Origin of the sequence: Sporosarcina oncorhynchi, from assembly GCF_033304615.1 — a bacterium.
GTDB classification, from domain to species: domain Bacteria; phylum Bacillota; class Bacilli; order Bacillales_A; family Planococcaceae; genus Sporosarcina; species Sporosarcina oncorhynchi.
This window is the reverse complement of sequence record NZ_CP129118.1, coordinates 3,001,251-3,026,016: the sequence shown is the minus strand read 5'-3', so window position 1 is coordinate 3,026,016 and position 24,766 is coordinate 3,001,251. Positions and strand designations below refer to the sequence as shown.

The following is a 24,766-nucleotide window of genomic DNA, read 5'->3' as shown; positions in this document are numbered from 1 at the left end:
ATCCTCTCTTTATATGTGGTTCATTCAGAATCCATAATCTTATTACATTCAACATGAAATGCAATAATCCTTTATTCTACCGAAAAAATACATTCAAACGTCCGTTTGTTTAGCCTTGCAAAAGCAGAATTGAATGCATATACTAAGTATACAATCAAACAATCATTTGAATGAGGTGGGATAATGAGTACCAAAGATACATGTGAAGTTGTGATCGTCCATGAAGACGTTGTAGAGAGAGTCCAGAACGCGATGCCCGACGTTAACGGGATGGCGCGAATCTTTAAGGCGCTGGCGGATGAAACCCGTTTAAAGATTGCCTACGCCCTTACACTTGAAAGTGAAATGTGTGTGTGCGATGTAGCCGCAGTCATCGGCTCATCGAACGCTACCGCCTCCCACCATTTGCGTTATTTGCGTGAACATAGCCTGGCGAAATCGCAACGTAAGGGAAAGATGGTCTATTATACATTGGCCGATTCTCATATTTGTGATCTCGTGAAAATTGCGCATGAACACGCATTAGAAGAAGGGGAGAATTAAATGGCTTCTAAAAGTGAATATAGACTTGAAAATCTAACGTGTGCTAGCTGCGCGATGAAGTTTGAGAACAATGTAAAGAAAATCAAGTCCGTCTCTGATGCGACAGTGAATTTTGGCGCATCTAAATTATCATTCGAAGGCGATGCAACAGTGGCGGAACTGCTCGAAGCAGGAGCTTTTGACGGCATAAAAGTTGTCCCTCTTCATACGAGAAAACCAGAGCCGAAAATACCTTTTTATAGACGCAAGGAAAATATCGTAACTGCGATATCCCTCTTTTTTGTCGTGCTTGGCTTGTTCTATACGCATAAAAGCGTGCCTGAGCCGGCTATTGCCACGGGACTGTTCGCTGCGGGGATTGTCATAGGTGGGTTCAGTATGTTCATCACGGGGTTAAAGAACCTCGTCAGGCTCGATTTTGACATGAAGACACTCATGACGATTGCCATCATCGGGGCAGCGATTATCGGTGAATGGCAGGAAGCGGCGGTCGTCGTCTTTTTATTTGCGGTAAGTGAAGCACTTGAAGCCTATTCCATGAACAAAGCACGGCAGTCAATCCGCCAGCTGATGGATATTGCACCTTCTTCGGCATGGGTTAGAAGGAATGACGAAATGCTGGAATTGTTGACGGAAGATATTCAAATCAATGATGTACTAATTGTCAAACCGGGTCAGAAGATTGCTATGGACGGTGTTGTGAAAAGTGGTTATTCAACTGTCAATCAGGCGCCGATTACAGGTGAATCGATGCCGGTGTTGAAAAATACTGGTGATGAAGTATTTGCCGGTACGTTGAATGAAGAAGGCGCGCTTGAAGTGACCGTGACAAAACTTGTCAACGACACGACAATCGCCAAGATCATCCATCTCGTAGAAGATGCACAGGCAGAAAAAGCTCCTTCTCAGAAATTTGTCGACAAGTTTGCTAAATATTACACACCTGCGATTATCGGTGTCGCCATTCTTGTCGCTGTGTTACCCCCTCTATTCGGAGCGGACTGGCAGACGTGGATTTATCAAGGGCTCGCCGTACTTGTCGTTGGATGTCCATGTGCACTTGTCATCTCAACACCTGTTGCAATTGTGACAGCAATCGGTAACGCGGCACGACAAGGTGTACTCATTAAAGGCGGCGTTCACCTGGAAGAAATGGGGCGCATTACAGCAGTCGCATTTGATAAAACGGGCACATTGACGAAAGGGTATCCGGAAGTGACCGATTTCATCACAATCGATGGAGCTCGAGCGGATCTACTTCAATTGGTTGCGGCAGTGGAATCGATGTCCCAGCATCCATTGGCACGCGCCATCGTCACGTATGCGAAAGGGAAAGGTTCTACATCAGTAACAAATTTCCAATCCGTTACAGGAAAAGGCGCGTATGCACAAGTGGACGGCGAACTCGTTCATGTCGGTAGTATAAAATGGGCGGAAGAACTTGCGCAATTACCTGCAGACATGAAAAGGCAGGCAGAAACGTTACAGCGGACAGGTAAATCAGTCATGGCTGTTCTAGTGAATGAAACCTTCCAAGCGCTTATTGCTGTCACCGACCCGTTACGGGAAGAGAGCAGTGAAGTGCTACAGAAATTAAAAGATATCGGGATTCGCCATACAGTCATGTTGACGGGCGATGACCAGCGGACAGCTGAAGCAATTGCAGGACAGGTCGGCGTGACAGACATTCGCGCGGGACTGATGCCTGAAGATAAGCTAACTGCAGTGAAGGGGTTAATCGGTCAATACGGCCGTGTCGCTATGGTAGGCGATGGCATTAACGATGCCCCAGCCCTTGCCGCCTCATCAATCGGAATTGCAATGGGCGGTGCCGGGACAGATGCTGCACTTGAAACTGCGGATATCGCTTTAATGGCAGATGATCTTAGACAATTACCATATACAATGAAATTAAGTCGAAAAACGTTGCAGATTATCAAAGAAAATATTATGTTTGCATTAGGCTTAAAAATTGTAGCGCTGCTGTTAATCATCCCTGGATGGTTGACGTTATGGATTGCAATCTTCGCGGATATGGGTGCGACACTACTTGTCGTCTTAAATTCATTGCGGTTGATGCGGATTCATAAATGAAGAAGGCGGCTCGGACGGGGGATATGAATTGAAATTACGTGAGTGGACAATGGAAGAACAGGAACAGCTAATTCATTTTTTGACGACAAATACTTGGCCGTTCCACGGGAATTCAAACCCGGAACGCGCTTTGCTCGAAAAGACGATTGAAGAAGGCGGCTACGAATCAGATGAAGTGAAGACATTTTGGGTGCAAAACGAAGAAACGGAAATCGTAGGGATTGTGAAAATCTACGATTTGCAAGACGAAATACCACTCTTCGACTTACGTATAGCGGATGAATATAGAGGATTTGGCTATGGCCCGAAAGCTTTGAAACTGATAACAGAGTATGTTTTCGGTTTACCTGAAGGGAAAATTCGCCTGGAAGGTCATACAAGGCAGGATAACTTGGCGATGCGTAAAACATTTGAACGCGCAGGCTTTGTCAAGGAAGGCCATATGCGAAATGCATGGTTTTCGCCGAAAGAGAATTCCTATTATGATGCAGTCACATATGGCATGACGCGTGAAGACTTCTTGGCAGGCACGACGACGCCTGTCATGTGGGAAGACGCGGGATATGGGGAAGAACCAAAAAAGAAAAAACGGATTCCGAATTTCCCGACCCAATTTGAATCGGAACGTTTATTGATCCGTATGCCTGAAATGGGTGATGCACTTGATGTGTTCGAAGCGCTTCGCAATTCATTGCCCGCATTGAAGGCTTGGCTGCCATTCGCGCAGGAGGAGCCAGAACTTCAAAAGACAGAAGAGAATCTACGTGAATCGATTGCGGATTTTATTACCCGAAAAGACCTTCGTTTGCATATCTTTTTAAAAGATACCGGCGAGTTTATCGGTTCGACAGGTCTACACCGCATCAATTGGGCGATTCCAAAGTTTGAAATCGGCTATTGGCTCGATACGAAGTTTGAAGGGAATGGCTATATGACAGAAGCTGTCGAACGCCTAACGCGTTTTGCGTTTGAAGAACTCGGAGCAAACAGGGTCGAAATCCGTTGTGATGAAGAGAACGGGAAAAGTAGAGCTATTCCGGTAAAACTCAATTATGAACTCGAAGGGATCTTGAAATCGGATTCTTTATCGGGTGATGGAAAACATTTACGAAATACATGTGTTTATGCGAAGATAAAGTAAGGACGATGGAAAAAGGGTGCCATGTAGGAATGGCACCCTTTCAAACGATTAATAGTATTGGTTTGACTGAATTCAACTGTTAGAAAAGTGTGTGTGCATGTTCAATTCAGTTAAACCGATCGTCGTCCGGTTAGTAGCTGGATAACGAATACGATACCAGCGATAACTAGTAGAAGGTGGATTAGGCCGCCTCCTATTTTCATAGCAAATCCGATTAACCAGAATACAATTAGTGCAACAATAATAATCCATAGTAGTCTACCCATTTTTTTTCACCTCTTTGTAGTGGTATAGTGAATTTACCCGTTCATTCGGTTTTATAAACCAACTCTGAACTAGAGACTGTTTTACGAGAAATGAAAATGTGCATACTGGAGGTGGAATAGTTGGCAACACCAAGTATGGAAGATTATATTGAACAGATTTATTTGCAACTAGAATCCCGTGGAGAAGCAAGAGTTTCCGATGTGGCGGAAGCATTGTCCGTCCTGCCTTCTTCAGTTACGAAAATGGCCCAGCGGCTTGATCGTGAAGGGTATGTGTCTTATGAACGTTACCGTGGACTTGAACTGACCGATAAAGGCTCGAAGTTTGGAAAAAAACTTGTCCGCAGGCACGATATGCTGGAACAGTTCCTGCGCATTATCGGTGTCGAAGAGAAACTGATTTACAATGATGTTGAAGGAATTGAACACCATCTAAGCTGGAACGCGATGGATCGCATAACGGATCTAGTCGAGGCGATGGAAGAGGATGGCGAATTCGTCCGAAAACTGAAAGAAAGACAAGATAGCTAAACGAAAGAGGTGGATGAAAATGACAGACTACAAACCGGGGTATACTGCCCGATTGACAGTTCAAGGGAAAGAAGGATCCAGATTCATTCTGGATGGCGGTGACGAAGAGATTATGATCAATGCATCCGAGTTTGAAACCGAGCCTGCCGAAGGGGATACAGTCGAAGTATTCCTCTATATGAACAGACGCGGTGAGTTGGCGGCGACATCCAACTTGCCGAACATGACATGTGATTCATTCGGATGGGCACGTGTCATCCGGATCGATGAAAAGGAAGGTGCCTACGTTGATATTGGCTCAGCCTTTGAAGTGCTCGTGAATAAAGCGGATCTACCGCGTGTGAAAGAGCTGTGGCCAAAGACGGATGATGAGCTCTACATGACATTGCGGACGGACCTTGGCGGCAACATTTTCGGACGTCTTGCGACTGAAGAAAGAGTCCAGGAGTTAATCATCGAAGCGCCTTCAACATTATTCAATCAAAGCCTTAAAGCAAGGGCATACAGATTGCTGCCAGTCGGCTCATTCTTTTTAAGTATCCCTGAAAACTACCGGATTTTTGTCCATCATACAGAGCGTGAGCACGAACCGCGTCTTGGACAAGAAGTGGAAATCCGCATCATTGATATTAAGGACGATGCGTCATTAAACGGTTCATTGCTTCCGCGGAAACAGGAACGGCTCGGAGATGATTCGGAAACAGTGTTCCGTTATCTGTCCGACGTTGGCGGTAAAATGCCATTTTCAGATAAGTCTACTCCGGATGAAATTGATGAAATGTTCGGTATGAGTAAAGCGGCTTTCAAACGTGCCCTTGGTAAATTGATGAAAGAGGGTAAAGTATCACAGAGTGAAGGCTGGACGATGTTGAAATAACAGGCCATCGGGAACTTTATCGGTGGTACGTCGTACTACTTCATAGAACCTGAGATTACTAGTTGATCTCATAAGGAGGAAGAGCTTATGAAGAAGTGGTTAGTAGCAGCAAGCGCATGTTTACTACTCATTGGTGGCCTGTTTCCGAGCAGTACACAAGCTGATTCGGTGATTGACGAAAAACTGGGCGTGCCAATCGTTGTGTTAGGTGCAAACCTCACGGACGCTGAGAAGGAATCAGTCAAGAAAAGTTTGGGTGTTGATAAAGAAGCCGAAGTAGAAGAGATTACAGTCGACGGCAATGACCTCGTTAAATATATTAAAGATGGCAACAGCCAGGCAAGAATGTTTTCATCTGCTAAAATTACCCGTCAGGATGAAGGCAAAGGTCTCGTCATTAAAATCGTCACACCTGACAACATTACACAGGTGACGAATGAAATGTATGCGACGGCTATGCTTACAGCTGGGATTGAAGATGCCATCGTTGAAGTGGCGGCACCGAAAGCGGTCACTGGCCACTCGGCTTTAGTCGGAATCTACAAAGCATATGAAGTGTCAGGTGAAACGCTGGATACGGAACGGACAGATGTAGCAAACGATGAACTGAATCTGGCGACAAGATTTGCGAAAGACTCCGGCATCGATCAGGACAAAGTCGCGGAACTACTAACAGAAATTAAAAAAGCGATTGCTGACAACAAACCGGTGACGAAAGAAGAAGTCGAGAAAATTGTCAATGAACAGTTGAAGAAATTCAATATTGAACTGAGTGAAGCGGACCGTCAGTTATTGATTGAATTGATGGACCGGATTCGTGCGCTTGATATCGATTTCGGGAAATTGTCCAGCCAACTTTCTGACATGACTTCGACGATCAAAGAGAAATTCGGCGATATCGATCCGGGCTTTTGGGAGAAAGTGCAGACGTTTTTTGAAGACCTGATGAATTCCATCAAGTCTTGGTTCAAGTGATTCGGCAAGTTGTTATGATAGAATAATGCAAAAGGAGAGGATTTCATGGAGTTTGAATTTGTAAATCTTGGTGGTGACGCTTTCGCATTCCGTCAAGAGAAGGACGGTAAAATGCAAGCTGAAATCACATGGACACTTCTTGCTGATGTAATGGTCATGGATCATACGTATGTTTCCGAAGAGCTGAGGGGACAGGGTGTTGCCAAAAAATTACTTGATCGTGCAGCAGAATATGCGCGCGAAAAAGATTACAAAATGGACGCGGTCTGTTCCTATGTCGTAACAGCGTTCAATCGTTACAAAGAATATGAAGATGTAAAAGTATAATGAAAAAAAGCGACTACGTTAAATTCAACGGAGTCGCTTTTTTTCGTATATAGAGTTATTAAAAGCCAATGGCCAAAGTAGCTGCGTAAATGATTCCGGTTAGAATGCTTGCGCCTGCGACGGTATAAAGCATGTCCGTCGAAGTATAAAGTATGTTTTTACTCATGATTCATGCTCTCCTTTCGCTCGATGTACTAACTGCGTGTACTTTATGAATACCCGAATCGTAAAAAACAAAACTTTCCAATACTGTAGGTACGTAACTATATGTATTTCGATACAGACGAATAGGAGTTAAGATTCAACTTCAGGGTAATGAAGAAAAGAATTAGGTAGAAATTGAAACTATTTTGTTCATTGTTCGTATAATTTGGTATGCTATAAAAATAGCTTACTAGAAAGGGTGTTTCTATGAATAGAACGGCAGAAAGAGTATTATCGATTATTGCAGTCATTTTGACGGGAATCGGAACCATTTTAGGATTTCTGGGAATCGCATTTTTCAACCTTATAAAAAATGATCCTACCGTTAGACAGGAAATCGAAATGGAAATGATGACAGATCCGACGTTGTCACCAGCGGACGTTGAAATGGTTTTTGATATGTTTAATGTTTTTGGCGGATTCTTATGGGTAATTATTATCGTCATGATCCTTAGTATCGTCTTGAATATTGTCGGTATCGTCAATATCTGGAATAACAAAAATGCGAAACTTGCTGGGATCATGTTTATCGTAGCGGGGATTCTAGGTGGTATTTTGACATTACCTTCTATCTTGCTCTATATTGCAGCAATCCTTTGCTTCACAAAGAAACCGCCATTGCAGGATGATTTGCAGTTTGCAGAACAACCGTACAATGACGACACAATGAGACCTTTGTAATTGAAAAAGACGCTTACCCGATTAGGGATAAGCGTCTTTTCTTATGTCGTTTTATTAGTAAGCGAGTGCGTGCTCATGCATATAATAAACGTATTGAACTGTCTCCACGAGATAACCTTCAAAGTCCTCTTCGAAAATATCGAGTTGAATGAAACCTTGTTTCTCATAAAAAGCCCGTCCGCCTGAATTGCGGCTATCCACATATACGAATAGCTGTTTAGCACTGCCGAGAAAGTTGATCGCATAATCGATAAGTTGTTTGCCGTATCCTGAGTGTTGATAAGAAGGAAGAATATACATAGCAGTCAATTCTGAATCGCCATCCTCATCTTCTCTAGTGAAATTCAAGAATCCGATGGGGATACCTGTCTCACTTTCAGCAACGAGCAGGTGGGTCTTTTCCATGCGCTTTTCCAACATGGCTGCAGAAAAGGAACGATTGAGATAAGCTGTCTGAATGTCTTCGGGAATGAATCCGGCATATGTATCATTCCAAGTATTGTGTGCAATATGTTGTATATAGCCAATGTCATCGGCAGTCATAGGTCTGATCAAGTTGCTCTCACCTCCGCTGTCCTTTTTGCTATCATAACAAAAAACAAGCCAATAAACTATGATTGTAACCATAATGAAATATAAAAATGTTAATTATCTAAAAAATCTATCTCTTGTATTAATTAAACGCATGAAAATTGAAAACAATCACCTTCTATGAGATGCTATACAAAGGATATGCGTTTAGAATACCGTTGTTAAGTTGAGGAAGACCAACTTTTTTTGAATAATAGTTTTTAAAATTTTACAAAGGGTATACTATAGGCATAATACGATTAAGAAAAGATTAATGGAGGATTGATAGTTATGGCACGTAAACGTGGAAATGGATTACTCGTGGCAACATTGGCTGCAGGAGCGTATGCGTATTTCAGTAAAAAAGAAAATCGCGATAAAGCAATGGTCGCGGTCAACAATATGAAAACAAAAGTCGATTCTTTCGTTAACTCACAAAAATTAAACCGTTCGGACGACACAAAGGCCGGACATTCAGATCCATACGATTTGCAGGACAATTCCATGGTAAGTGAAGGTGCTCAAACGAGTGTTCATTACTATAACCAGGAAGTTGAAGACAAATCAGAGGAATCCAAAGTAGATGGCTTATACAAAAAGACAGAGAATCCTGAAGATGCGCCGCCCACAAAGGACGACAATAAAGAGAACAAAGACAACAAAGACAACCAAGACAACAACTAATCGAAACGCCTCGCTATTTGAGGCGTTTTTTTATGTGTGGGAAATAAAAAATCATGAAATAGATGAACGATTTTTATCGAATTTGTGGAATTTATAAGAAAAATGAACTGAATCCGTTGATTTGACGAACATTAATTGTAATTGGATAGTGAATTGAGGTATACTTTTCAGTAGTTTGAAATAGTGAAGGTGAATCTATTGAAGAAGAAATTGGGTTTATTTACGATATTGATGACCGCTACGCTATTCTTGAGCGGTTGTTCTGGTGTACAGAACAAAGAAGGCACGTTTTATAGTATTTTTGTTAGGCCGATGGAATGGCTGCTTCATTATCTTGGGGAAACCTTCAATGGCAGTTATGGCTTGGCAATCATCTTAATAACCGTTGCCATCAGACTTGTCCTCATGCCACTTATGTTGAAGAACTATAAGTCGCAGCAGGATATGAAAGTTAAAATGGATGCGCTTCGTCCTGAAATGGAAGACATTCAGAAGAAGATGAAAGAAGCAAAAGAAAGTGGCGAAAAAGAAGAGCAGATGAAGCTTCAGCAGGAAATGATGGGCTTGTATTCCAAACACGGCGTCAACCCGTTGAACATGGGCTGCCTCCCGCTTGTTATCCAAATGCCGATTATTATGGGGCTATACTTCGCAATTCTCTACGCACCACCTGAAGTGAAAGAGCATCAGTTCCTTTGGTTCAAGCTCGGGGAACCTGATAAGATTATGATGCTTGTGGCAGGTGCGGTTTATTTCGTACAGGCGCGAGTTTCTTTATGGACAATGCCTGAACAGCAGAAGAAGCAGATGAAAATGTTCATCTACATGTCACCGATTATGATTATGTTCATCTCTTTCTCGGTCATGGCTGCATTGCCGCTTTATTGGGCGATCGGTGGTTTGTTGCTTATATTCCAAACGTATTTGGGACGCAAGTTCTACTATAAGGAAGTTGAGCCTATACCTGTTACTGAAGCTAAACCAGAAACGGAAAAGAAATAACCGGTTTCGATCGGACGGTAAAGGGCTGGAGAGCAATCTCCAGCCTTTTTTGGAGGGAAATAATCATGAATCTGAAAAAAATCTTTATGGCAAGCATCATCCTGTTTGCGGTTATCGCACTGGTTTTTGTTTTTTTAGCTAAATTTAACTTGGCGATTCTTGCAATGATGGCACTTTTCACTTTAACTAATGCATCTCGCGCGAATTCGTTTAAAGACCAAGGACATGTGCGGGAAGCAAGATGGATGCGCTATTTGTCCATTGTATTTGCGTTTGCATTTGTTGTTGTGTTCATTTTAATATTTTTTGTTTAAATGAAATTGAGCAATGAAAAACGCCTGCAGGAAACCATAGTTTCCTCGCAAGCGTCCTTATATTTATTAGTAGGCTAAGCGATTTCGTGTCGCCAACACAATGAAAATAGCAGGAATGGTACAGACCGTCATTCCTAAAAATGCAATGCCTGGTGAAATTTCATACAGATAGCCAGCCGGGAAAGTTAGAATGGCCGTGCTTAGGCTCATGGCGAATGCCGCATAAAAGCCCTGGGCTGCTGCAATTTTTGTGTGTGGCAATTGTTTTGAAATATATTGTATGAATGCGAAATGGGCAATACCAAATGATACGGCATGCAACACTTGCGACAGTATGAAGACGGCTGTCGATGGAAACAGGAAGATTAAGATCCAACGCACAGTCGAACCAATTGCTGCGATGAGGAACATGGTCGAAATTCGCACTTCGGAAAGAAGACGATCCGCTTGAGTGAAGAAGATGATTTCAAATAAAACCGCGATATTCAAGATGACACCGATATAAAAACCATTGACATTCAAGTCGTCCAGAAAGAGGAATCCATAATTGTAATACGATGCATGAGCTCCTTGAAGCAAGATGGCAAGCAACATGACGACAGGAAAACCTTTCGTTGCAAATAACGAACGGAGACCGGGCTTTTTTACAGCCTCGTCTGTCTTGTCTGGAATTATTTCAAGGATAGCGGGAGCAGGGCGCATGAAGAACACAGTTGCTACAGCTAGTCCTCCAATCATCATATAGAGGATCGCTTGTTCATCCCAAATGGCTGTCGCTGCGCCTACGATTAAAAGGGCGACTGTATATCCAATTGAACCGAATGATCGGCTTTTGCCGTAATGAATGCGTTCGGTCTGCATGAGTACCGATGCGCCACTTTCGACAGCAGGCAAAATAATCGGATAGACGATGCTGAAGAGCACTGTAATAATAAGTAATGCAATAAACGGTGAAGCAGGAATATACAGTATGACGACGAACAAAGAGAGTATCGTAGACCATTTGATGACGCGAATATACGATGTATGTTTCATTAAATACGGAAAAATGACGAAAGTGGAGAACGAGCGGGCAAGCATACCGGCACCCATGATGGCACTCGCTTTTGTTACAGACATCCCTTTTTCGAGCGTTAAATAGCCAGTCCAATAGGGGACAAAAACACCCCATGTAAAGAAGAATGTCAAAAAACTGATAGATAGCCATTTTTGATTGTTCATTAACTGAGCCCCACAATCTTTCATTTACACATATGACAATAAATGATAGCATACATAGATTGGAAAGAAAATGATATTCACGTACAAACACGATTATTTGAAATTCGAAGGACAACAGATGCAGAAGGAAGGCCACCAATAGATGAAACGTAAAAGCACATTTAACAAACGCACAAAATCCAATAAAGCATTGCCCATTACATTAACGTTCGTCGGCGTATTGATGACAGCTATTGTCGTCTGGTTTTGGTTCAATGAGTGGGATGTTAATAAAAGTCTTAACCAAATCGGCATAGGTAGTGAACAACAATCGGAAGAACCTGGAATTGATCCAGAAGAAGTAGAGGAACCGGAAGAAGAACCGGTAATCGATGGGGAAGAGCCGGTTGATGAAGAAGAACCGGTAATCGAGGAAGACCCCGCCGTTGAAGAACCGCCTGCGGAAGTGGAAAAGCCAGTGACGGAAACGCCTGTACCTGAGAAAAAGCCGGAACAGAAACCGGAAAAACCGGTGACGCCGGCTCCACCTAAGAATGATAAACCTCCGGTAACCGTTAAGCCTCCCGGTACACCGAATAAAAGTGGCTATATTGAAGGACAGAAACTTCCAGATAAACCGAAGTATGTCAACGGAATTATCATCGCCAACAAAACATTTCCGTTGCCAAGCACCTATGCACCTGGTGAAAGCAAAGAGGCACGGGTAGCATTCGATGAAATGGCTGCAGAAGCCCTTCTGTCAGACATAAAGCTGACTGCATTCAGTACGTATCGAGCATACGATTATCAAGTAGGTCTTTACGATCGCTATGTCAAAAAAGACGGTGTCGAAGCTGCGGACCGCTATAGCGCAAGACCGGGTTATTCTGAACACCAAACTGGCCTCGCATTCGACATCGGTGAAGTGAATTTCGAAAAGCATTGGGCCTCTTCTTCATTCGGTGATACGACTGCCGGCAAATGGGTCGCTGCAAATGCACACCGTTACGGCTTCATCTTGCGGTATCCAAAAGGAAAAGAAAGCATCACAGGCTATATGCATGAATCATGGCATTTCCGCTACGTCGGTAAAAGTATCGCAGAAGACATATATAGCCGCAACATCACCCTGGAAGAGTATCTGGGGTTGAAATAAAGGACATCCGCCTATCGAGAAATCTCGGGTAGGCGGATTTTTTAGTCTGTATGGCTACTGAATGCTTGCGCTTGTATGGGTGGTGTTCGCTCTTGTAAAAGTCGGAGTCGCGCCCGTAAAAGTTGTGTCCGCGCCCGTAAAAGTCGGAGTCGCGCTCGTAAAAGTTGTGTTCGCGCCCGTAAAAGTCGGAGTCGCGCTCGTAAAAGTTGTGTCCGCGCCCGTAAAAGTCGGAGTTGCGCTCGTAAAAGTTGTTTCCGCGCTCGTAAAAGTCGGAGTTGCGCTCGTAAAAGTTGTGTCCGCGCCCGTAATCAGATCCGCTCAACCTTCATCAAAAACCGCTCAACTTGTCGTCCGAACCGCTCAACTTGCATCGAAAACCGCTCAACCTGTCGTCTAAACCGCTCAACCTGTATCAAAAACCGCTCAACTTGCCGTCCGAACCGCTCAACTTGCATCAAAAACCGCTCAACCTGTCGTCCGAACCGCTCAACTTGCATCAAAAACCGCTCAACCTGTCGTACGAACCGCTCAACCTGTATCAAAAACCGCTCAACTTACCGTCCAAACCGCTCAAACTGACATCCAAACCGCTCAACCTACCTCCATCCCCCCGCCTTTAATCAAAAATCCAAATAAAAAAAGATGTAGGAGAAATTCTTCCTACACCATCGCACACAATCCCTATAATATCGGGGACAATAATCGGGAAACCGACTCTTTAATCTTGATGCCGCGTGTTCGGTTCAAATACATTTCATACGTCAGCTCAGTCGACAACTGCATATCTGATTCAAACAGCTCGGCCAGTTCATGGGATTTCTCCCGGTCATAAATGAAGGCATTAATTTCGAAGTTGAGTTTGAAGCTTCGTACGTCAATATTGGCTGTTCCGACTGTCGACACTTCATCGTCGACCACAATTTGTTTCGCGTGGATAAAGCCGTTTTCGTAAATATAGACTTTCGCACCGGCTTTTAACAACTTCCCAACATTTGAATACGTTGCCCAGTAGACAAACATATGGTCAGGTTTATTTGGTATCATAATGCGCACATCCACGCCTGACAGGCAGGCAATCCGAAGAGCGTCTAGGAAACTGACGTCTGGAATAAAGTACGGCGTTTGGATATAGATGTACTCCTTTGCAAGGAAAATCATCTTCAAATAGCCATCTTTAATCTGTTCCCATTCCGCGTCCGGACCACTTGAAACGATTTGTAAACCAACGGATCCTTTAGTCGGAATCGCAGGGAAATAGCGCTCTGCATAATCGATATCTTCCATTGCGGATGCCTGGTTCCAGTCTAAAAGAAAGCGTGTTTGTAACGGGTGGATAGCACTTCCTTCTATTCGCAAATGAGTATCGCGCCAATAACCGAACTTCTTATCGAGTCCGAGGTATTCATCACCGACGTTAAAGCCACCGACATACCCAATCCGGCCGTCGATTACGACAACTTTCCGGTGGTTCCTGTAATTCAGCCGCGGATTGATCAGCGGGAGAATAGCTGGGAAGAAAGCCGTTACTTCGCCACCAGCATCTGTCAGTTCTTTCAAATGCTTGATGCGCAAGCCACGTGAGCCGATGTCATCATAGAGGACGCGTACTTTTACGCCTTGCTTCGCTTTTTTAATCAATACATTCATGATTTTTGTACCCAATGCATCCAAACGTAAAATGTAATATTGAAAATGGATATGATCTTTGGCGTTTTCCAAATCATCTAATAACGCTTTGAATTTCGCTGCTCCGTCATTAAAAACCTGCACATCATTGTCCTGTGTCAATACGGCATGATTATTACGGAGATGGAGATAAATCATGTCGTGATAATGAGCTGTATCATCCAATTTGAAGTCGAACCGTTCTTCTTCAATTGCTTCAATTTGATAGTCAATTAGCGTTTCGATACCAATCCGGTTTTTCCCGGACCAACGGAAGTTATGCTTATCCCTCAATTTTCTACCAAATAAAAGATAAATAACGAACCCGAATAATGGAATAAAAAATAGGACGAGAAGCCACGCCCAAGTAGAGGCCGGATCCCTTCGCTCTAGAAAGATTAGCGCAATCGCGAGCAAAGTATTCAAGATATAGATAATTGAAATTGAAACCGTAATAAAGCCTGCCATATACGCCCTCCTTAGTTGGTACACATACTAGTATACAGAAAAGTACTGGAAAAAGAAGAATATATCACGCATAGTTTAAAACATACTTGACCGATATGAATTAGGGGTATATAGTTTGCATATATTAAAAAAACGATTGAAATGGGGGAAAGTACATGAATACAGTTTTATTGTCCATTAACATACTGGGCTTATTGCTCTTAATCGGCGTGCTCTATACTATGCACAGGAAAGGGATTTCGTTTTCCAAAAGGGTATTTACCGGACTTGGACTAGGAATTCTTTTCGGTTTTATTTTGCATATTGCTTACGGTGCTGAATCAGAGGTGTTGGCTAAATCGGTCAGCTGGTTTAATATCGTTGGAACAGGTTATGTGAAGCTTCTTCAAATGATTGTGGTACCACTCGTATTCATCTCGATTCTTGGTGCATTCACTAAAGTGACGATTGGAAAGAACTTCGGAAAAATGGCAGGAATGATTTTGGGGATACTAGTCGGCACGACAGCGATTGCAGCTATCGTCGGAATTTCTTCATCATTGTTATTCGGGTTGGATGCTTCAGAAATTGTCCAAGGGGAAGCGGAAGCAGCACGAGGTCTATCCCTTGAAGAGCGATCTGCAACGATGGCTGACAAGGCTTTGCCAGATCAAATCCTGGATTTATTACCAGCCAATCCATTTCTAGATTTTACAGGTGCGCGTCCAACATCAACAATTGGTGTCGTAATCTTCGCCGCATTTCTTGGTTTTGCCTATTTAACTTTAACGAGACGGGATAAAGCGAATGCGGACTTAGTGAAAAAGGGGATAGACGCAATTTATTCACTCATCATGGGTGTTGTGAAAATTGTCCTTCGTTTAACGCCTTACGGAATCTTGGCGATCATTTCAAAAACAGTTGCGACCTCTGACTTTGCCGCTATTTATAGCTTAGGGAAATTTGTCCTTGCTTCTTATGTTGCGCTACTCGTCATGTTCATCATTCATTTGGTCATCATTACGATCTCGGGTCTCAATCCGCTGACCTATGTAAAGAAGACAGCGGAAGCCTTATTATTCGCCTTTTCTTCAAGATCGAGTGCGGGAACATTGCCACTGACAATCAAAACACAAACCGATCGTCTGGGCGTGCCCGATGGTGTTGCAAACTTTGCGGGCTCGTTCGGTTTATCAATTGGCCAAAATGGATGCGCAGGTGTTTATCCAGCAATGCTTGCTGTCATGATTGCTCCGACTGTTGGTCAAAATCCATTGGAGCCGACATTCCTAATTACGTTGATTGTCATTGTAGCGGTTAGTTCATTCGGTGTTGCAGGAGTCGGAGGAGGAGCGACATTCGCCGCGATTCTAGTGTTATCCGCTCTCAATTTACCAGTTGCTCTAGCAGGTTTATTAATCTCAGTCGAACCGCTTATTGATATGGGACGGACAGCATTGAATGTCAGTGGTTCCATGACTGCAGGTGTAACTACCGCGCGTGTGACAGGTGAGTTAAACCAAGATATATACAACGATTCAATTGAAAATCAATCAATCGAAGCATCCTAATGAAAAAGCCGCAAAAGCATATACGCTTTTGCGGCTTTTATTATGAAGTTGTTTGTATCGATTCTAGCGTTTCCATAATGAAGTCTTTATATGGGGACGGAGGCATTGGTGTTATATTGGTGACCGCTTCCTCTATGGAGGCGATAGCTTTCTTTTTCTCCCCAAGTGCAAAGTGACATAGAGCAGCATAAGCATCTTTCGCATAAAAAAGGGACAAATCAAAAGGATGATTCAAGAAATCTGGGATTTTTACCTTTTCTAAATGTTTGAGTGCTTCATCATACTTCCCTAAACCGTAATGTGCCTTGCCTACTTCCAAAGAAACATAAGGTGAAAAGTAACTAGGTAGTTGATGTTCATTGAAAAAATCATGAATATAATCCAGTGCTTCTTGATACGCCTTTTTATAAGTTGTAAGGAAATGGACTTGTGAAAACTTGTTAAAGAAACGCGGTTCTTCATCATCAGATAGATCAGCATACAACTCAAGCTTTCGATTATAGTATTTCCGAGATTCCTCGTCACCCATCATCATTGCATTAAATGAAGCCATTCGATATAAATGATCAATGCGATAAAAAACGCGCTCTTTCTTTGAAAACTCAATTCCTCTTTTCATGACACGAATCGCTTCATCAGGGTTTCCGACAGCGAAATGGAGGACGGCTTGTAAATAATCAAAATCCAGTCGGGTTAGCGAATCAATAAATACATTACGTGCTTCGATCGCTTTCCGTTCTTTCAATAAAATTTCAAGTGAACTTTCGTAGTCATGTTCCGTGAATTTCACCATTGCCCTGAACATCCCAATTGCAGCAAGTCGAGGGATTAGATTTAATTGATCAAAAATCTGGGCTGCCTTATCGGAATAAATTTGCCAACCATCCTTTCTTTCAGCATGTAATGTCCGACTATAGATTTCGAGTAACCGGCCCGCTTCATACCCCTGATTCAATTTATCCGCGTAAGGTTCAATCAAAGCGATAATTTGGTCATGTTCATCAGTAAGATTATCGAATTCGGTATGATACAGTTTTTCTACTTTTTCAAGCACTTCCTGAAGTTCACCGCTGCTCACTTCTTCCATCAGCTCTGCTGCTTCCACGCCAAGCCGTTCCGCGATATACGACAAGCTCTCCATCGAAGGATTTGCTTTGTTGTTCTCAATTAAACTGAGCATCCCTTTTGTAAGTTGTTCTCCAGCCAATGCTTCCAATGTTAGTTTCCGTTGTTTCCGTAAAGTTCTAATTCGTTCTCCAAGCGTATACATAAGGAACACCTCGATTACCTTCATTCTTTGTTTAATTATATTAAACATTGCCTTGCAATGGAAGTAGTAGGGTGTTATTATTTGTTTAATAAGATTAAACTTACTGAAAGAAGGAACTAATTTGACAGATTCTTTAAAATTGAAGAGGGCGACCTATCATTTATGGACGTTTACCATTAGCAAGCTGATTTCATCGTTCGGCGCACAAGTATATGCATTTGCTATCAGTTTTTACATTTTGCAATTGACGGGATCCGCAACAAGTTTTGCGACGAATCTTATTTGCAGCATTTTGCCCCGTACACTGATGGCGCCGTTCGCCGGGTATGTCGCAGACCGTTATTCGAGAAAAACGATTGTCATTGTTGCACAAATCGCTACGACACTTGCAATCGGAGGTTTATTGACAGTAAGCATTATGTCAGGCTTGTCGCTCATTGCGATTTACACGACTACTGTCATTCTATCCATCACGTCGACATTTTCAGGTGTCACATTTACGTCATCAATTACGGGTCTTGTGGATGAAGCACGTATCCAGCGTGCCATGTCGATGAACCAAATGTCCATCTCGTTTGCAGCAATTGCAAGTCCTGCAATTGGTGGCTTGCTTTATGGGACAGTGTCCATGTCGGTGTTCCTTATTATGTATATGATTGCGTCAAGTATTGCGATCGTCTTAGAATCAACGATGAATTTTACATTATTCTCAAAGCGCAAGGAAGTGGTGGAAGGGGAGCCGAAAGAATCGATGTTCCAAAGTATGAAAGCGGGTCTGGACTATGCACGGCTACAGTCGATTCTCATGACGATTATTTGGATTTCATTAATCATCAATTTCTTATTTGGGGCTTTCCAAGTTGGGTATTCATTCATTCTGATTGAAAAAATGAAAATGGATTCGACGCATTTTGGACTGACAGAAGGAGCACTTGCAGTTGGCATGATCATCATGTCTGTCTATATGTCTGTACGAAAAGAAGCGAAATATCCATTACGCATCGCCAAATGGGGAATCATTCTTATGGGGATAGTAATGGGGGGAGTCGCGATTCCATTGCTGATCAAATTTTCCTATAATGGGATGTTTGCATTCTACGCACTTCTCATGTTCAGCTTCGGCATCCTCTCTATTCTCATCAATACGCCGATGATGGTGATGATGCAGAAAATGATTGATGATGATTATAAAGGGCGTGTCTTCTCGATTATGGAAACGATGGCAATGGCGCTAATGCCGCTTGGAATGGTGTTGTTCGGCTTCCTCTATGATATTTTGGAGGCACAATGGATTCTGCTTGCTTCAAGTGGCACACTGATTCTTGTCGTTCTCATTATGGCGCGCCCATCGGTTGTACGTAAAGCACATCCGGAATTGGGGGAAACGGAAGTTGTGAAAGTGGAAGCTGTTCAAGAATAATAAATTGGGGTGTAGAATTGAAAACTATATTTAACGAAATCGTACACATTATGAACAATGATTATGCAGGTTGGAAAGATAAAGCGGGGTGCGACAGACCAGAAGAGTTTCGTAGAAGAATGGAAGAGTCGGGGGAACTATCAAACAAGCAGTTTCAAGAAATCGTTGAGGAATATTTACTTGATTTCAACGACCGTCATGTGTTTTTTATCGGAGAGAATGCGGGTGAAGAGAAAGCGCAAACACTTGGATTTAAAGTTCGTCGTTATGACGATCGATTGTACGTGACAGAAGTCGATGCGGAAACACAGTTGCAAACCGGCATGAGTTTTGTGTCCGTGGGTGGTTTAACAATCTCTGAGTTGAAAGAAAAACATCATCGTTTATTGAATGAAAATCATCCTGAACGTGAAAAGTGGATACTTGTTTTACTGCAGTATGCGGAAGGCGAACTTGACGATGGGAATGAAATAAGGAGCTTCTCATTCGGTTCATATGATAAAACGCAATTTGTCCCGACGTATAGCGTCAAGAAAGTGAGCGACGATACGCTACTGATGACGATGACTGATTTTATGAATCCCGATGCAATTAGTCAAATGGTTGAGGAAAATAAAGAGCTTCTTGACACGACCGATAAGTGGATCATTGATATGCGGGTAAATAATGGCGGAAGTGATTCGAGTTTTCATTCTTTATTCCCGTATTTATTTCCTGAAGAAGGGTTTGAACTATCAGACCCGGAAGATAAGATGCTCATGAATTGTACAGAAGCAAGTGCGCAACGGGTTATACCTGAATTGGAAGCAATGTTGGAGCAAACGGAAGATAAGCAGGCACGTTTTGTGCTGAACATATTCAAACGCGAATGGGATCGTAATAGAGGGAAAGGGTTTGTGGAATTCGATTTCAGCGAGCTTGCAGGCGGCGAAACATTTGTGAAAGGGTCTAAACATCCAGCGCGGATCATTGTTATGACGGATGTAATGTGCGGCAGTTCCGGAGATTCGTTTGTGGAACTTGCTAAAAAGTCCAGTAAAGTGACAATCATTGGCAGGGCGACGCTTGGTGTGAATGATTACGCAAACTTAGTCAGCGCAAAATGGGAAGAAGGATTTGAGTTGATGTATCCGTCATCTCGGCTGTCTCGCATCGATAAAGGGGAAGGGATGACAGGGATTGGAATAAGGCCACACATCCATATTCCGTGGACACCTGAGCATTTAAAAGAAGATGTAGATTTGAAAAAGGCGTTCGAGCTTTTAGCTAATCCGAAGAACGTAGAAGTGAACTGAAAGGGATAGATCCTTAAGTTGAGTAAATGAAAAGCGAAGTTCCAGTCCGTTTAAACGGGGGAACTTCGCTTTTTAATTATGCATTACGCAATGTTTTTGCCGAACTGCGATACATGAATACGAAAATAATCGACAGGATGGCAAGTGTGGCGGAGATATAGTAAATCTGTCCGTCCATTTTCGTAATGAGGAAGGTGAACAACAACGGTGCTAAAATGCGGCCCATATTGTCCATCGAATACGTCATGCCTGCAGCAGTCCCGTATTTCCCGCCGGACTCTTTCGATGTCAATGAAACAAGGATTGTCCGTGCGAGTGCGTTACCCGCTGTAAATACGCTTAAGGCAAACCCTGCCCAGAATAGATTTGTCGTAAACGGTATTAAAATTAGTCCAATCGCCGTAATAATCTGCGCCCCGATAATCCACTTCGTTTCGGAACCGTTTTTGACGCGGCGAACGACTCCACCTTGGACGGCAGCATCAACGAATCCACTCGCCATGAACAAATAGCCGACCTGTTTAATCGTAATGTCGATCTGGTTAATTTGGAACAATTGGAACGTCGACTCAATCCCCGATAAGATGAACGTCACCATGAACGAAAGTAGGAATAAGTTGCGAATCCGGTACTTCCACAGCATCGCACCGCCCTTAGGTAAAAGTGCGCGTTTGTTGGCCTCGCCTGTTCGTTCAGGTTCCTTCAAGATAATGCTTGCGTAGATAAGAATGAGCAATGTCAGAATACCCGATGCGATGAACGGTGTTCGTAAACTGATATCTCCAAGAACACCGCCAAGTGCCGGCCCGAAAATGAATCCAAGCCCGATGGACATACCGAGAAAGCCCATATACTTATTACGATTTTCCTCAGTCGTCATATCCCCGACAAAGCCCGTGACTGCAGTATACAAAGCTCCAGAGAACACGCCACCAACAATTCGGGAAACGTATAGCATCGGTAAATTATCAAAGAATAGGGCGAATAGGAAAAAGCTTAGACTAAATCCAATAAGCCCAATCATAATCAGTTTTTTGCGTCCCGTCCTGTCTGACAATGAACCCCAAAGTGGTGCCGTGAAAAACGAAGCGAGTGCATATATCGTCAACAATCCGCCAACATGTACTTCAGACAGATTCTGCTGCACAATGACCTCTGGGAGAATCGGAATGATGATTCCGAATCCGAGATAGACGAAAAATTGTACAGACATTAATAGGAGTATCGATTTTTTCATCATAAAACCTGCTTTCTGTAACCGGTCATATCGTTAGTTTACTCTGCCCTTCAATGGCTTACAAAGGATATGTATAGATTTTTAAATGTCACCATTTTTCATGCGTACGGCAAACGTAAAAGTCCATAACTCATTCTAGAAATCCATAACGGCGTCCAAAAGTCCATAACGCATGCTGGGAATCCATAATGGTATTCATAAGTCCATAACTCACAGTAAAAGTCCATAAAACCCCTAATTGCCAAAAAGCTTTCCTGCGCGAATCGAATACCTGTCAATGGAAATCCCCGCGGTTCTGCGTTAATCTCACTTCATCAAACTTCGAATGCGATCGGGAATCATAACGACTTCTGTTGTTAAATCTACGCCGGGAAACGTCTCGTCAATGCATTCTGCCCAAAACGCCATATGTTTCTCATCAATCCAATGTTCAGATTGCTCGACGTCCTGCCCGCCTTCGCCTTGGACGGAATACCAGTATAAATACTCGTCGCTGTTCAAGTGTTCTCTGAAAATCGTCTCAACATACATTTTCTCACTTTCCAACGTGAGCAGCACGTCTTTCATATGATCATTCAGGAACTGCAACCACTCATCGACCTTCTCCGATTTACCTTGCTTCACTCTGAATCTAGTCAATTCGATATTCATTGGTATCCTCCTAGAAAAGGTAATATGTACATGATTCAATCTACCATTTTTAGGGTCGGGATTTCAATTTGTGTGTTGGAATTAGAGGAGTCGGTGATAACTTCCCAAAAGTCGGTGATAACTCTCCCAGAGTCGGTGATATACGGTAAGAAGTCGGTGATAACTCCTCCAGAGTCGGTGATAACGACAAAAAAATCCCCTCCGCCTCTTCCAGGCAAAGGGGATTTTACAATTAATCATCTCAATTTCACGCGTTGCAATCGCAATGCATTCAATACAACAGACACCGAGCTGAACGCCATCGCGGCACCCGCAACCCACGGAGCAAGTAGTCCAGCTGCTGCAATGGGAATGCCAATCGAGTTATAGGCGAGCGCCCAGAACAGGTTCTGCTTAATGTTTCTCACAGTGAGACGACTCATTCGAATCGTATCGGAGACGCGCAACAAATCACCGTGCATCAACGTAACATCCGCCGCTTCCATGGCAACCGCAGTTCCCGTTCCCATCGCCATACCGATATCCGCCACAGCAAGGGCAGGTGCGTCATTAATGCCGTCACCAACCATCGCAACTCGCTTACCTTCCGCTTGCAGGGAGGCGACGACTTCTGCTTTGCGCTCCGGCAATACGCCTGCATACACATGCTCAACGCCTGCTTTTGCCGCAATCGCTTTCGCAGTGCGCTCCTGATCGCCCGTCAACATGATGACATCGAGTCCGAGCTCGCGAAGTTCTTCGATCGCTTGTTTCGACGTCTCTTTTAACGTGTCCGCAACAGCAATTGTGGCTACATGGACACCATTCATCGCCATATACATGACGGTTTTTCCTTCATCTTCAAGAGGTGCTGCATCCGCAATCGAATCATTCATCTCAATCGCCTGGTCAGCAAGCAGTTTTCGTGTGCCCATTAAAATTGTGGAGCCTCGGACAACGGAACGGATTCCGTGACCTGGAATCGCTTCGAACTTTTCATCATTTGGGATTTGCCCAATTGTATCGAGTCCAAAAGAAGTAATGGCCTTGGCGACTGGGTGCTCAGAATCACTTTCCGCGGCAGCCGCCAATCCGATTAAAGTGTTGCGGTCTCTGCCTTCAGCAACGAGGAAATCAGTTACTTCTGGAATTCCTTTTGTAATCGTCCCGGTTTTATCGAGTACGACTGTATCGATTGACTTCGTCTGTTCCATTGCTTCAGCTGTTTTGAATAAAACCCCTTGTTCCGCAGCCCGACCAGATCCCGCCATAATAGATGTAGGTGTTGCAAGGCCGAGTGCACATGGACAAGCGATGACAAGAACAGCGATCATTGAAGTTAGACTTTGCGCGAAATCGCCTGACGTCACGACGAAATACCAAACGAGGAACGTGACTACGGCAATGCCGACAACGACCGGCACGAAGACGCCTGAAATTTGATCAGCCAGCCGTTGAATTGGCGCTTTAGATCCTTGCGCCTCTTCCACTACTCGGATGATATTGGATAGCATCGTATCTTTACCGATTTTATTAGCCCGAACCCGCAGTGAGCCATTTGCATTGACAGTCGCTGCGAAAACAGTATCATTCACGCTTTTTTCGACAGGTAAACTTTCCCCTGTAAGCATCGATTCATCGACTGCGGATTCGCCAGAAACGACTTCTGCATCGACGGGAATCGAAGCGCCCGGACGAATGACGAGGATATCACCAATTTGCACAACCGCAATCGGAATTTCAGAGATGACACCATTTTTCTCAACAGATGCCATCGTCGGTTGCAAGCCCATCAATTTCTTGATTGCATCCGAAGAACGGCCTTTAGCTTGAGCTTCAAATACTTTTCCAAGTAAAATCAAGGTAATTAGCACGGCACTCGTTTCAAAATAAAGACCGTGAGTTGAATCAATCAACACTAAATACACAGAATAGAAATAGGCGGCAGATGTCCCAAGTGCCACGAGGACATCCATGTTCGCGCTTTTATTACGAAGTGCATAATAAGCCCCTTGGTAGAAAATCCAGCCAATTCCAAACTGGACGGGTGTCGCCAATAACCATTGGAAGTAAGGATGCATAAATAAATCTGGTACAGGCATCCATGATGTGAATGAAAAATGAGCAAACATCGTCCATAGAAGTGGCAATGATAAGGCGGCTGAAATATAGAACAACCTTGTCTTATGCCGGATTTCTTTCTGACGGTGATCTTCAGCACCATCAGGGACATCACTTTTCAGTTCTGCGCCGTATCCCATCCCTTTTATTTTTGAAATAACATCTGATGCAGACATAACAGCCGGGTCATAGTGCACTTTTCCGGTTTCAAGCGCCAAGTTGACGCTGGCGGACTGTATGCCTTCCGTCCGAGATAACACTTTTTCAATCCGGGCTGAACAGGCGGAACAAGTCATGCCGGTAATTTGGAAGTCTGCTTCTTCTTTCACTGTGTCAAAGCCGAGTGTGCGGATTTTTTCTTCGATTGATGTAATATCGACCTGGTCGTTGTTAAAAGTGACAACGGCTTTCTCTGTCGCAAAGTTAACTGCAGCCGAATCAACGCCGTCCATTCGATTAAGTCCCTTTTCAATTCGATTGGCACATGCACTGCACGTCATTCCAGTTATGGCGATGTCTCTTTTTATTGGAGTCATACAATCACC

24 protein-coding genes are annotated in these 24,766 nt (G+C 43.5%); 15 read left to right on the top strand and 9 right to left on the bottom strand.

The window, feature by feature from the left end; genetic code table 11:
• Window positions 1-183 precede the first annotated feature (183 nt).
• From QWT69_RS14870 to QWT69_RS14860, 3 genes are read left to right on the top strand one after another with little or no spacing between them, the layout of a single operon-like run.
• Window positions 184-543 carry an ArsR/SmtB family transcription factor gene (locus QWT69_RS14870; RefSeq protein WP_317966936.1) on the top strand — a complete coding sequence of 120 codons (360 nt, stop codon included), beginning with the start codon at window positions 184-186 and terminating at the stop codon, window positions 541-543.
• Window positions 544-2,637, top strand: a complete 2,094-nt coding sequence (locus QWT69_RS14865; RefSeq protein ID WP_317966934.1) for a heavy metal translocating P-type ATPase — start codon at window positions 544-546, stop codon at window positions 2,635-2,637.
• Between the two features lie 28 nt (window positions 2,638-2,665).
• Complete coding sequence (locus QWT69_RS14860; RefSeq protein WP_317966932.1) at window positions 2,666-3,778, top strand: GNAT family N-acetyltransferase; 1,113 nt, start codon at window positions 2,666-2,668, stop codon at window positions 3,776-3,778.
• Between the two features lie 110 nt (window positions 3,779-3,888).
• On the opposite strand, the gene QWT69_RS14855 is transcribed toward QWT69_RS14860, so the two are convergent.
• Window positions 3,889-4,044, bottom strand: a complete 156-nt coding sequence (locus QWT69_RS14855) for a lmo0937 family membrane protein (protein WP_317966930.1) — start codon at window positions 4,042-4,044, stop codon at window positions 3,889-3,891.
• A 120-nt stretch (window positions 4,045-4,164) separates the two neighbouring features.
• On the opposite strand from QWT69_RS14855, the gene mntR reads away from it, so the two are divergent.
• The 5 genes from mntR to QWT69_RS14830 all read left to right on the top strand — a co-directional run bounded on the left by mntR (window position 4,165) and on the right by QWT69_RS14830 (window position 7,639).
• Window positions 4,165-4,575: a transcriptional regulator MntR gene (gene mntR, locus QWT69_RS14850; protein ID WP_317966928.1), complete on the top strand. Its 411-nt coding sequence runs from the start codon at window positions 4,165-4,167 to the stop codon at window positions 4,573-4,575.
• A gap of 19 nt (window positions 4,576-4,594) precedes the next feature.
• A complete protein-coding gene (locus QWT69_RS14845; RefSeq protein WP_317966926.1) occupies window positions 4,595-5,452 on the top strand; it encodes a CvfB family protein in 858 nt (285 codons plus the stop codon).
• A gap of 87 nt (window positions 5,453-5,539) precedes the next feature.
• Window positions 5,540-6,427, top strand: a complete 888-nt coding sequence (locus QWT69_RS14840) for a DUF1002 domain-containing protein (protein WP_317966924.1) — start codon at window positions 5,540-5,542, stop codon at window positions 6,425-6,427.
• 45 nt (window positions 6,428-6,472) lie between these two features.
• Window positions 6,473-6,754, top strand: coding sequence for a GNAT family N-acetyltransferase (locus tag QWT69_RS14835; RefSeq protein WP_317966922.1), 282 nt, complete (start codon window positions 6,473-6,475; stop codon window positions 6,752-6,754).
• A 411-nt stretch (window positions 6,755-7,165) separates the two neighbouring features.
• Complete coding sequence (locus QWT69_RS14830; protein ID WP_317966920.1) at window positions 7,166-7,639, top strand: DUF4064 domain-containing protein; 474 nt, start codon at window positions 7,166-7,168, stop codon at window positions 7,637-7,639.
• Window positions 7,640-7,693: 54 nt separating this feature from the next.
• Here QWT69_RS14830 and QWT69_RS14825 read toward each other — a convergent pair whose 3' ends face one another.
• The gene (locus QWT69_RS14825; protein ID WP_317966918.1) at window positions 7,694-8,194 is read right to left on the bottom strand and encodes a GNAT family N-acetyltransferase; all 501 of its coding nucleotides are present in this window, start codon (window positions 8,192-8,194) and stop codon (window positions 7,694-7,696) included.
• Window positions 8,195-8,500: 306 nt separating this feature from the next.
• Between QWT69_RS14825 and QWT69_RS14820 the strand changes: the two genes are divergently transcribed.
• From QWT69_RS14820 to QWT69_RS14810, 3 genes are all read left to right on the top strand, one after another.
• On the top strand, window positions 8,501-8,893 hold the full coding sequence (locus QWT69_RS14820) for a hypothetical protein (RefSeq protein WP_317966916.1): 393 nt from the start codon (window positions 8,501-8,503) through the stop codon (window positions 8,891-8,893).
• A 231-nt stretch (window positions 8,894-9,124) separates the two neighbouring features.
• The gene (yidC, locus tag QWT69_RS14815; protein ID WP_431312347.1) at window positions 9,125-9,895 is read left to right on the top strand and encodes a membrane protein insertase YidC; all 771 of its coding nucleotides are present in this window, start codon (window positions 9,125-9,127) and stop codon (window positions 9,893-9,895) included.
• Window positions 9,896-9,960: 65 nt separating this feature from the next.
• On the top strand, window positions 9,961-10,209 hold the full coding sequence (locus tag QWT69_RS14810) for a hypothetical protein (RefSeq protein WP_317966912.1): 249 nt from the start codon (window positions 9,961-9,963) through the stop codon (window positions 10,207-10,209).
• Between the two features lie 66 nt (window positions 10,210-10,275).
• Here QWT69_RS14810 and QWT69_RS14805 read toward each other — a convergent pair whose 3' ends face one another.
• Window positions 10,276-11,430 (bottom strand): MFS transporter, encoded by a 1,155-nt coding sequence (locus QWT69_RS14805; protein ID WP_317966910.1) that lies wholly within the window; start codon window positions 11,428-11,430, stop codon window positions 10,276-10,278.
• 142 nt (window positions 11,431-11,572) lie between these two features.
• Between QWT69_RS14805 and QWT69_RS14800 the strand changes: the two genes are divergently transcribed.
• Window positions 11,573-12,565 carry a M15 family metallopeptidase gene (locus QWT69_RS14800; protein WP_317966908.1) on the top strand — a complete coding sequence of 331 codons (993 nt, stop codon included), beginning with the start codon at window positions 11,573-11,575 and terminating at the stop codon, window positions 12,563-12,565.
• Window positions 12,566-12,873: 308 nt separating this feature from the next.
• Here the strand turns inward: QWT69_RS14800 and QWT69_RS14795 are convergent, their stop codons facing one another.
• Both QWT69_RS14795 and cls read right to left on the bottom strand, forming a co-directional pair.
• Window positions 12,874-13,065: a hypothetical protein gene (locus tag QWT69_RS14795; protein WP_317966906.1), complete on the bottom strand. Its 192-nt coding sequence runs from the start codon at window positions 13,063-13,065 to the stop codon at window positions 12,874-12,876.
• Between the two features lie 181 nt (window positions 13,066-13,246).
• Window positions 13,247-14,698, bottom strand: a complete 1,452-nt coding sequence (gene cls, locus QWT69_RS14790) for a cardiolipin synthase (protein ID WP_317966904.1) — start codon at window positions 14,696-14,698, stop codon at window positions 13,247-13,249.
• A gap of 155 nt (window positions 14,699-14,853) precedes the next feature.
• Here cls and QWT69_RS14785 point away from each other — a divergent pair, with 155 nt between their 5' ends.
• Window positions 14,854-16,248 carry an L-cystine transporter gene (locus tag QWT69_RS14785; RefSeq protein WP_317966902.1) on the top strand — a complete coding sequence of 465 codons (1,395 nt, stop codon included), beginning with the start codon at window positions 14,854-14,856 and terminating at the stop codon, window positions 16,246-16,248.
• A 40-nt stretch (window positions 16,249-16,288) separates the two neighbouring features.
• Here the strand turns inward: QWT69_RS14785 and QWT69_RS14780 are convergent, their stop codons facing one another.
• The gene (locus QWT69_RS14780) at window positions 16,289-17,518 is read right to left on the bottom strand and encodes a helix-turn-helix domain-containing protein (RefSeq protein ID WP_317966900.1); all 1,230 of its coding nucleotides are present in this window, start codon (window positions 17,516-17,518) and stop codon (window positions 16,289-16,291) included.
• Window positions 17,519-17,639: 121 nt separating this feature from the next.
• Here QWT69_RS14780 and QWT69_RS14775 point away from each other — a divergent pair, with 121 nt between their 5' ends.
• Both QWT69_RS14775 and QWT69_RS14770 read left to right on the top strand, forming a co-directional pair.
• On the top strand, window positions 17,640-18,938 hold the full coding sequence (locus QWT69_RS14775) for an MFS transporter (RefSeq protein ID WP_317966898.1): 1,299 nt from the start codon (window positions 17,640-17,642) through the stop codon (window positions 18,936-18,938).
• A 17-nt stretch (window positions 18,939-18,955) separates the two neighbouring features.
• Window positions 18,956-20,233 carry a S41 family peptidase gene (locus tag QWT69_RS14770; protein ID WP_317966896.1) on the top strand — a complete coding sequence of 426 codons (1,278 nt, stop codon included), beginning with the start codon at window positions 18,956-18,958 and terminating at the stop codon, window positions 20,231-20,233.
• A 76-nt stretch (window positions 20,234-20,309) separates the two neighbouring features.
• Here QWT69_RS14770 and QWT69_RS14765 read toward each other — a convergent pair whose 3' ends face one another.
• The 3 genes from QWT69_RS14765 to QWT69_RS14755 form a co-directional block, all read right to left on the bottom strand.
• Window positions 20,310-21,470, bottom strand: coding sequence for an MFS transporter (locus QWT69_RS14765; protein WP_317966894.1), 1,161 nt, complete (start codon window positions 21,468-21,470; stop codon window positions 20,310-20,312).
• Window positions 21,471-21,776: 306 nt separating this feature from the next.
• Window positions 21,777-22,121 carry a DUF6176 family protein gene (locus QWT69_RS14760; RefSeq protein WP_317966892.1) on the bottom strand — a complete coding sequence of 115 codons (345 nt, stop codon included), beginning with the start codon at window positions 22,119-22,121 and terminating at the stop codon, window positions 21,777-21,779.
• 236 nt (window positions 22,122-22,357) lie between these two features.
• Window positions 22,358-24,757, bottom strand: a complete 2,400-nt coding sequence (locus QWT69_RS14755; RefSeq protein ID WP_317966890.1) for a heavy metal translocating P-type ATPase — start codon at window positions 24,755-24,757, stop codon at window positions 22,358-22,360.
• Between the last annotated feature and the right edge of the window lie 9 nt (window positions 24,758-24,766).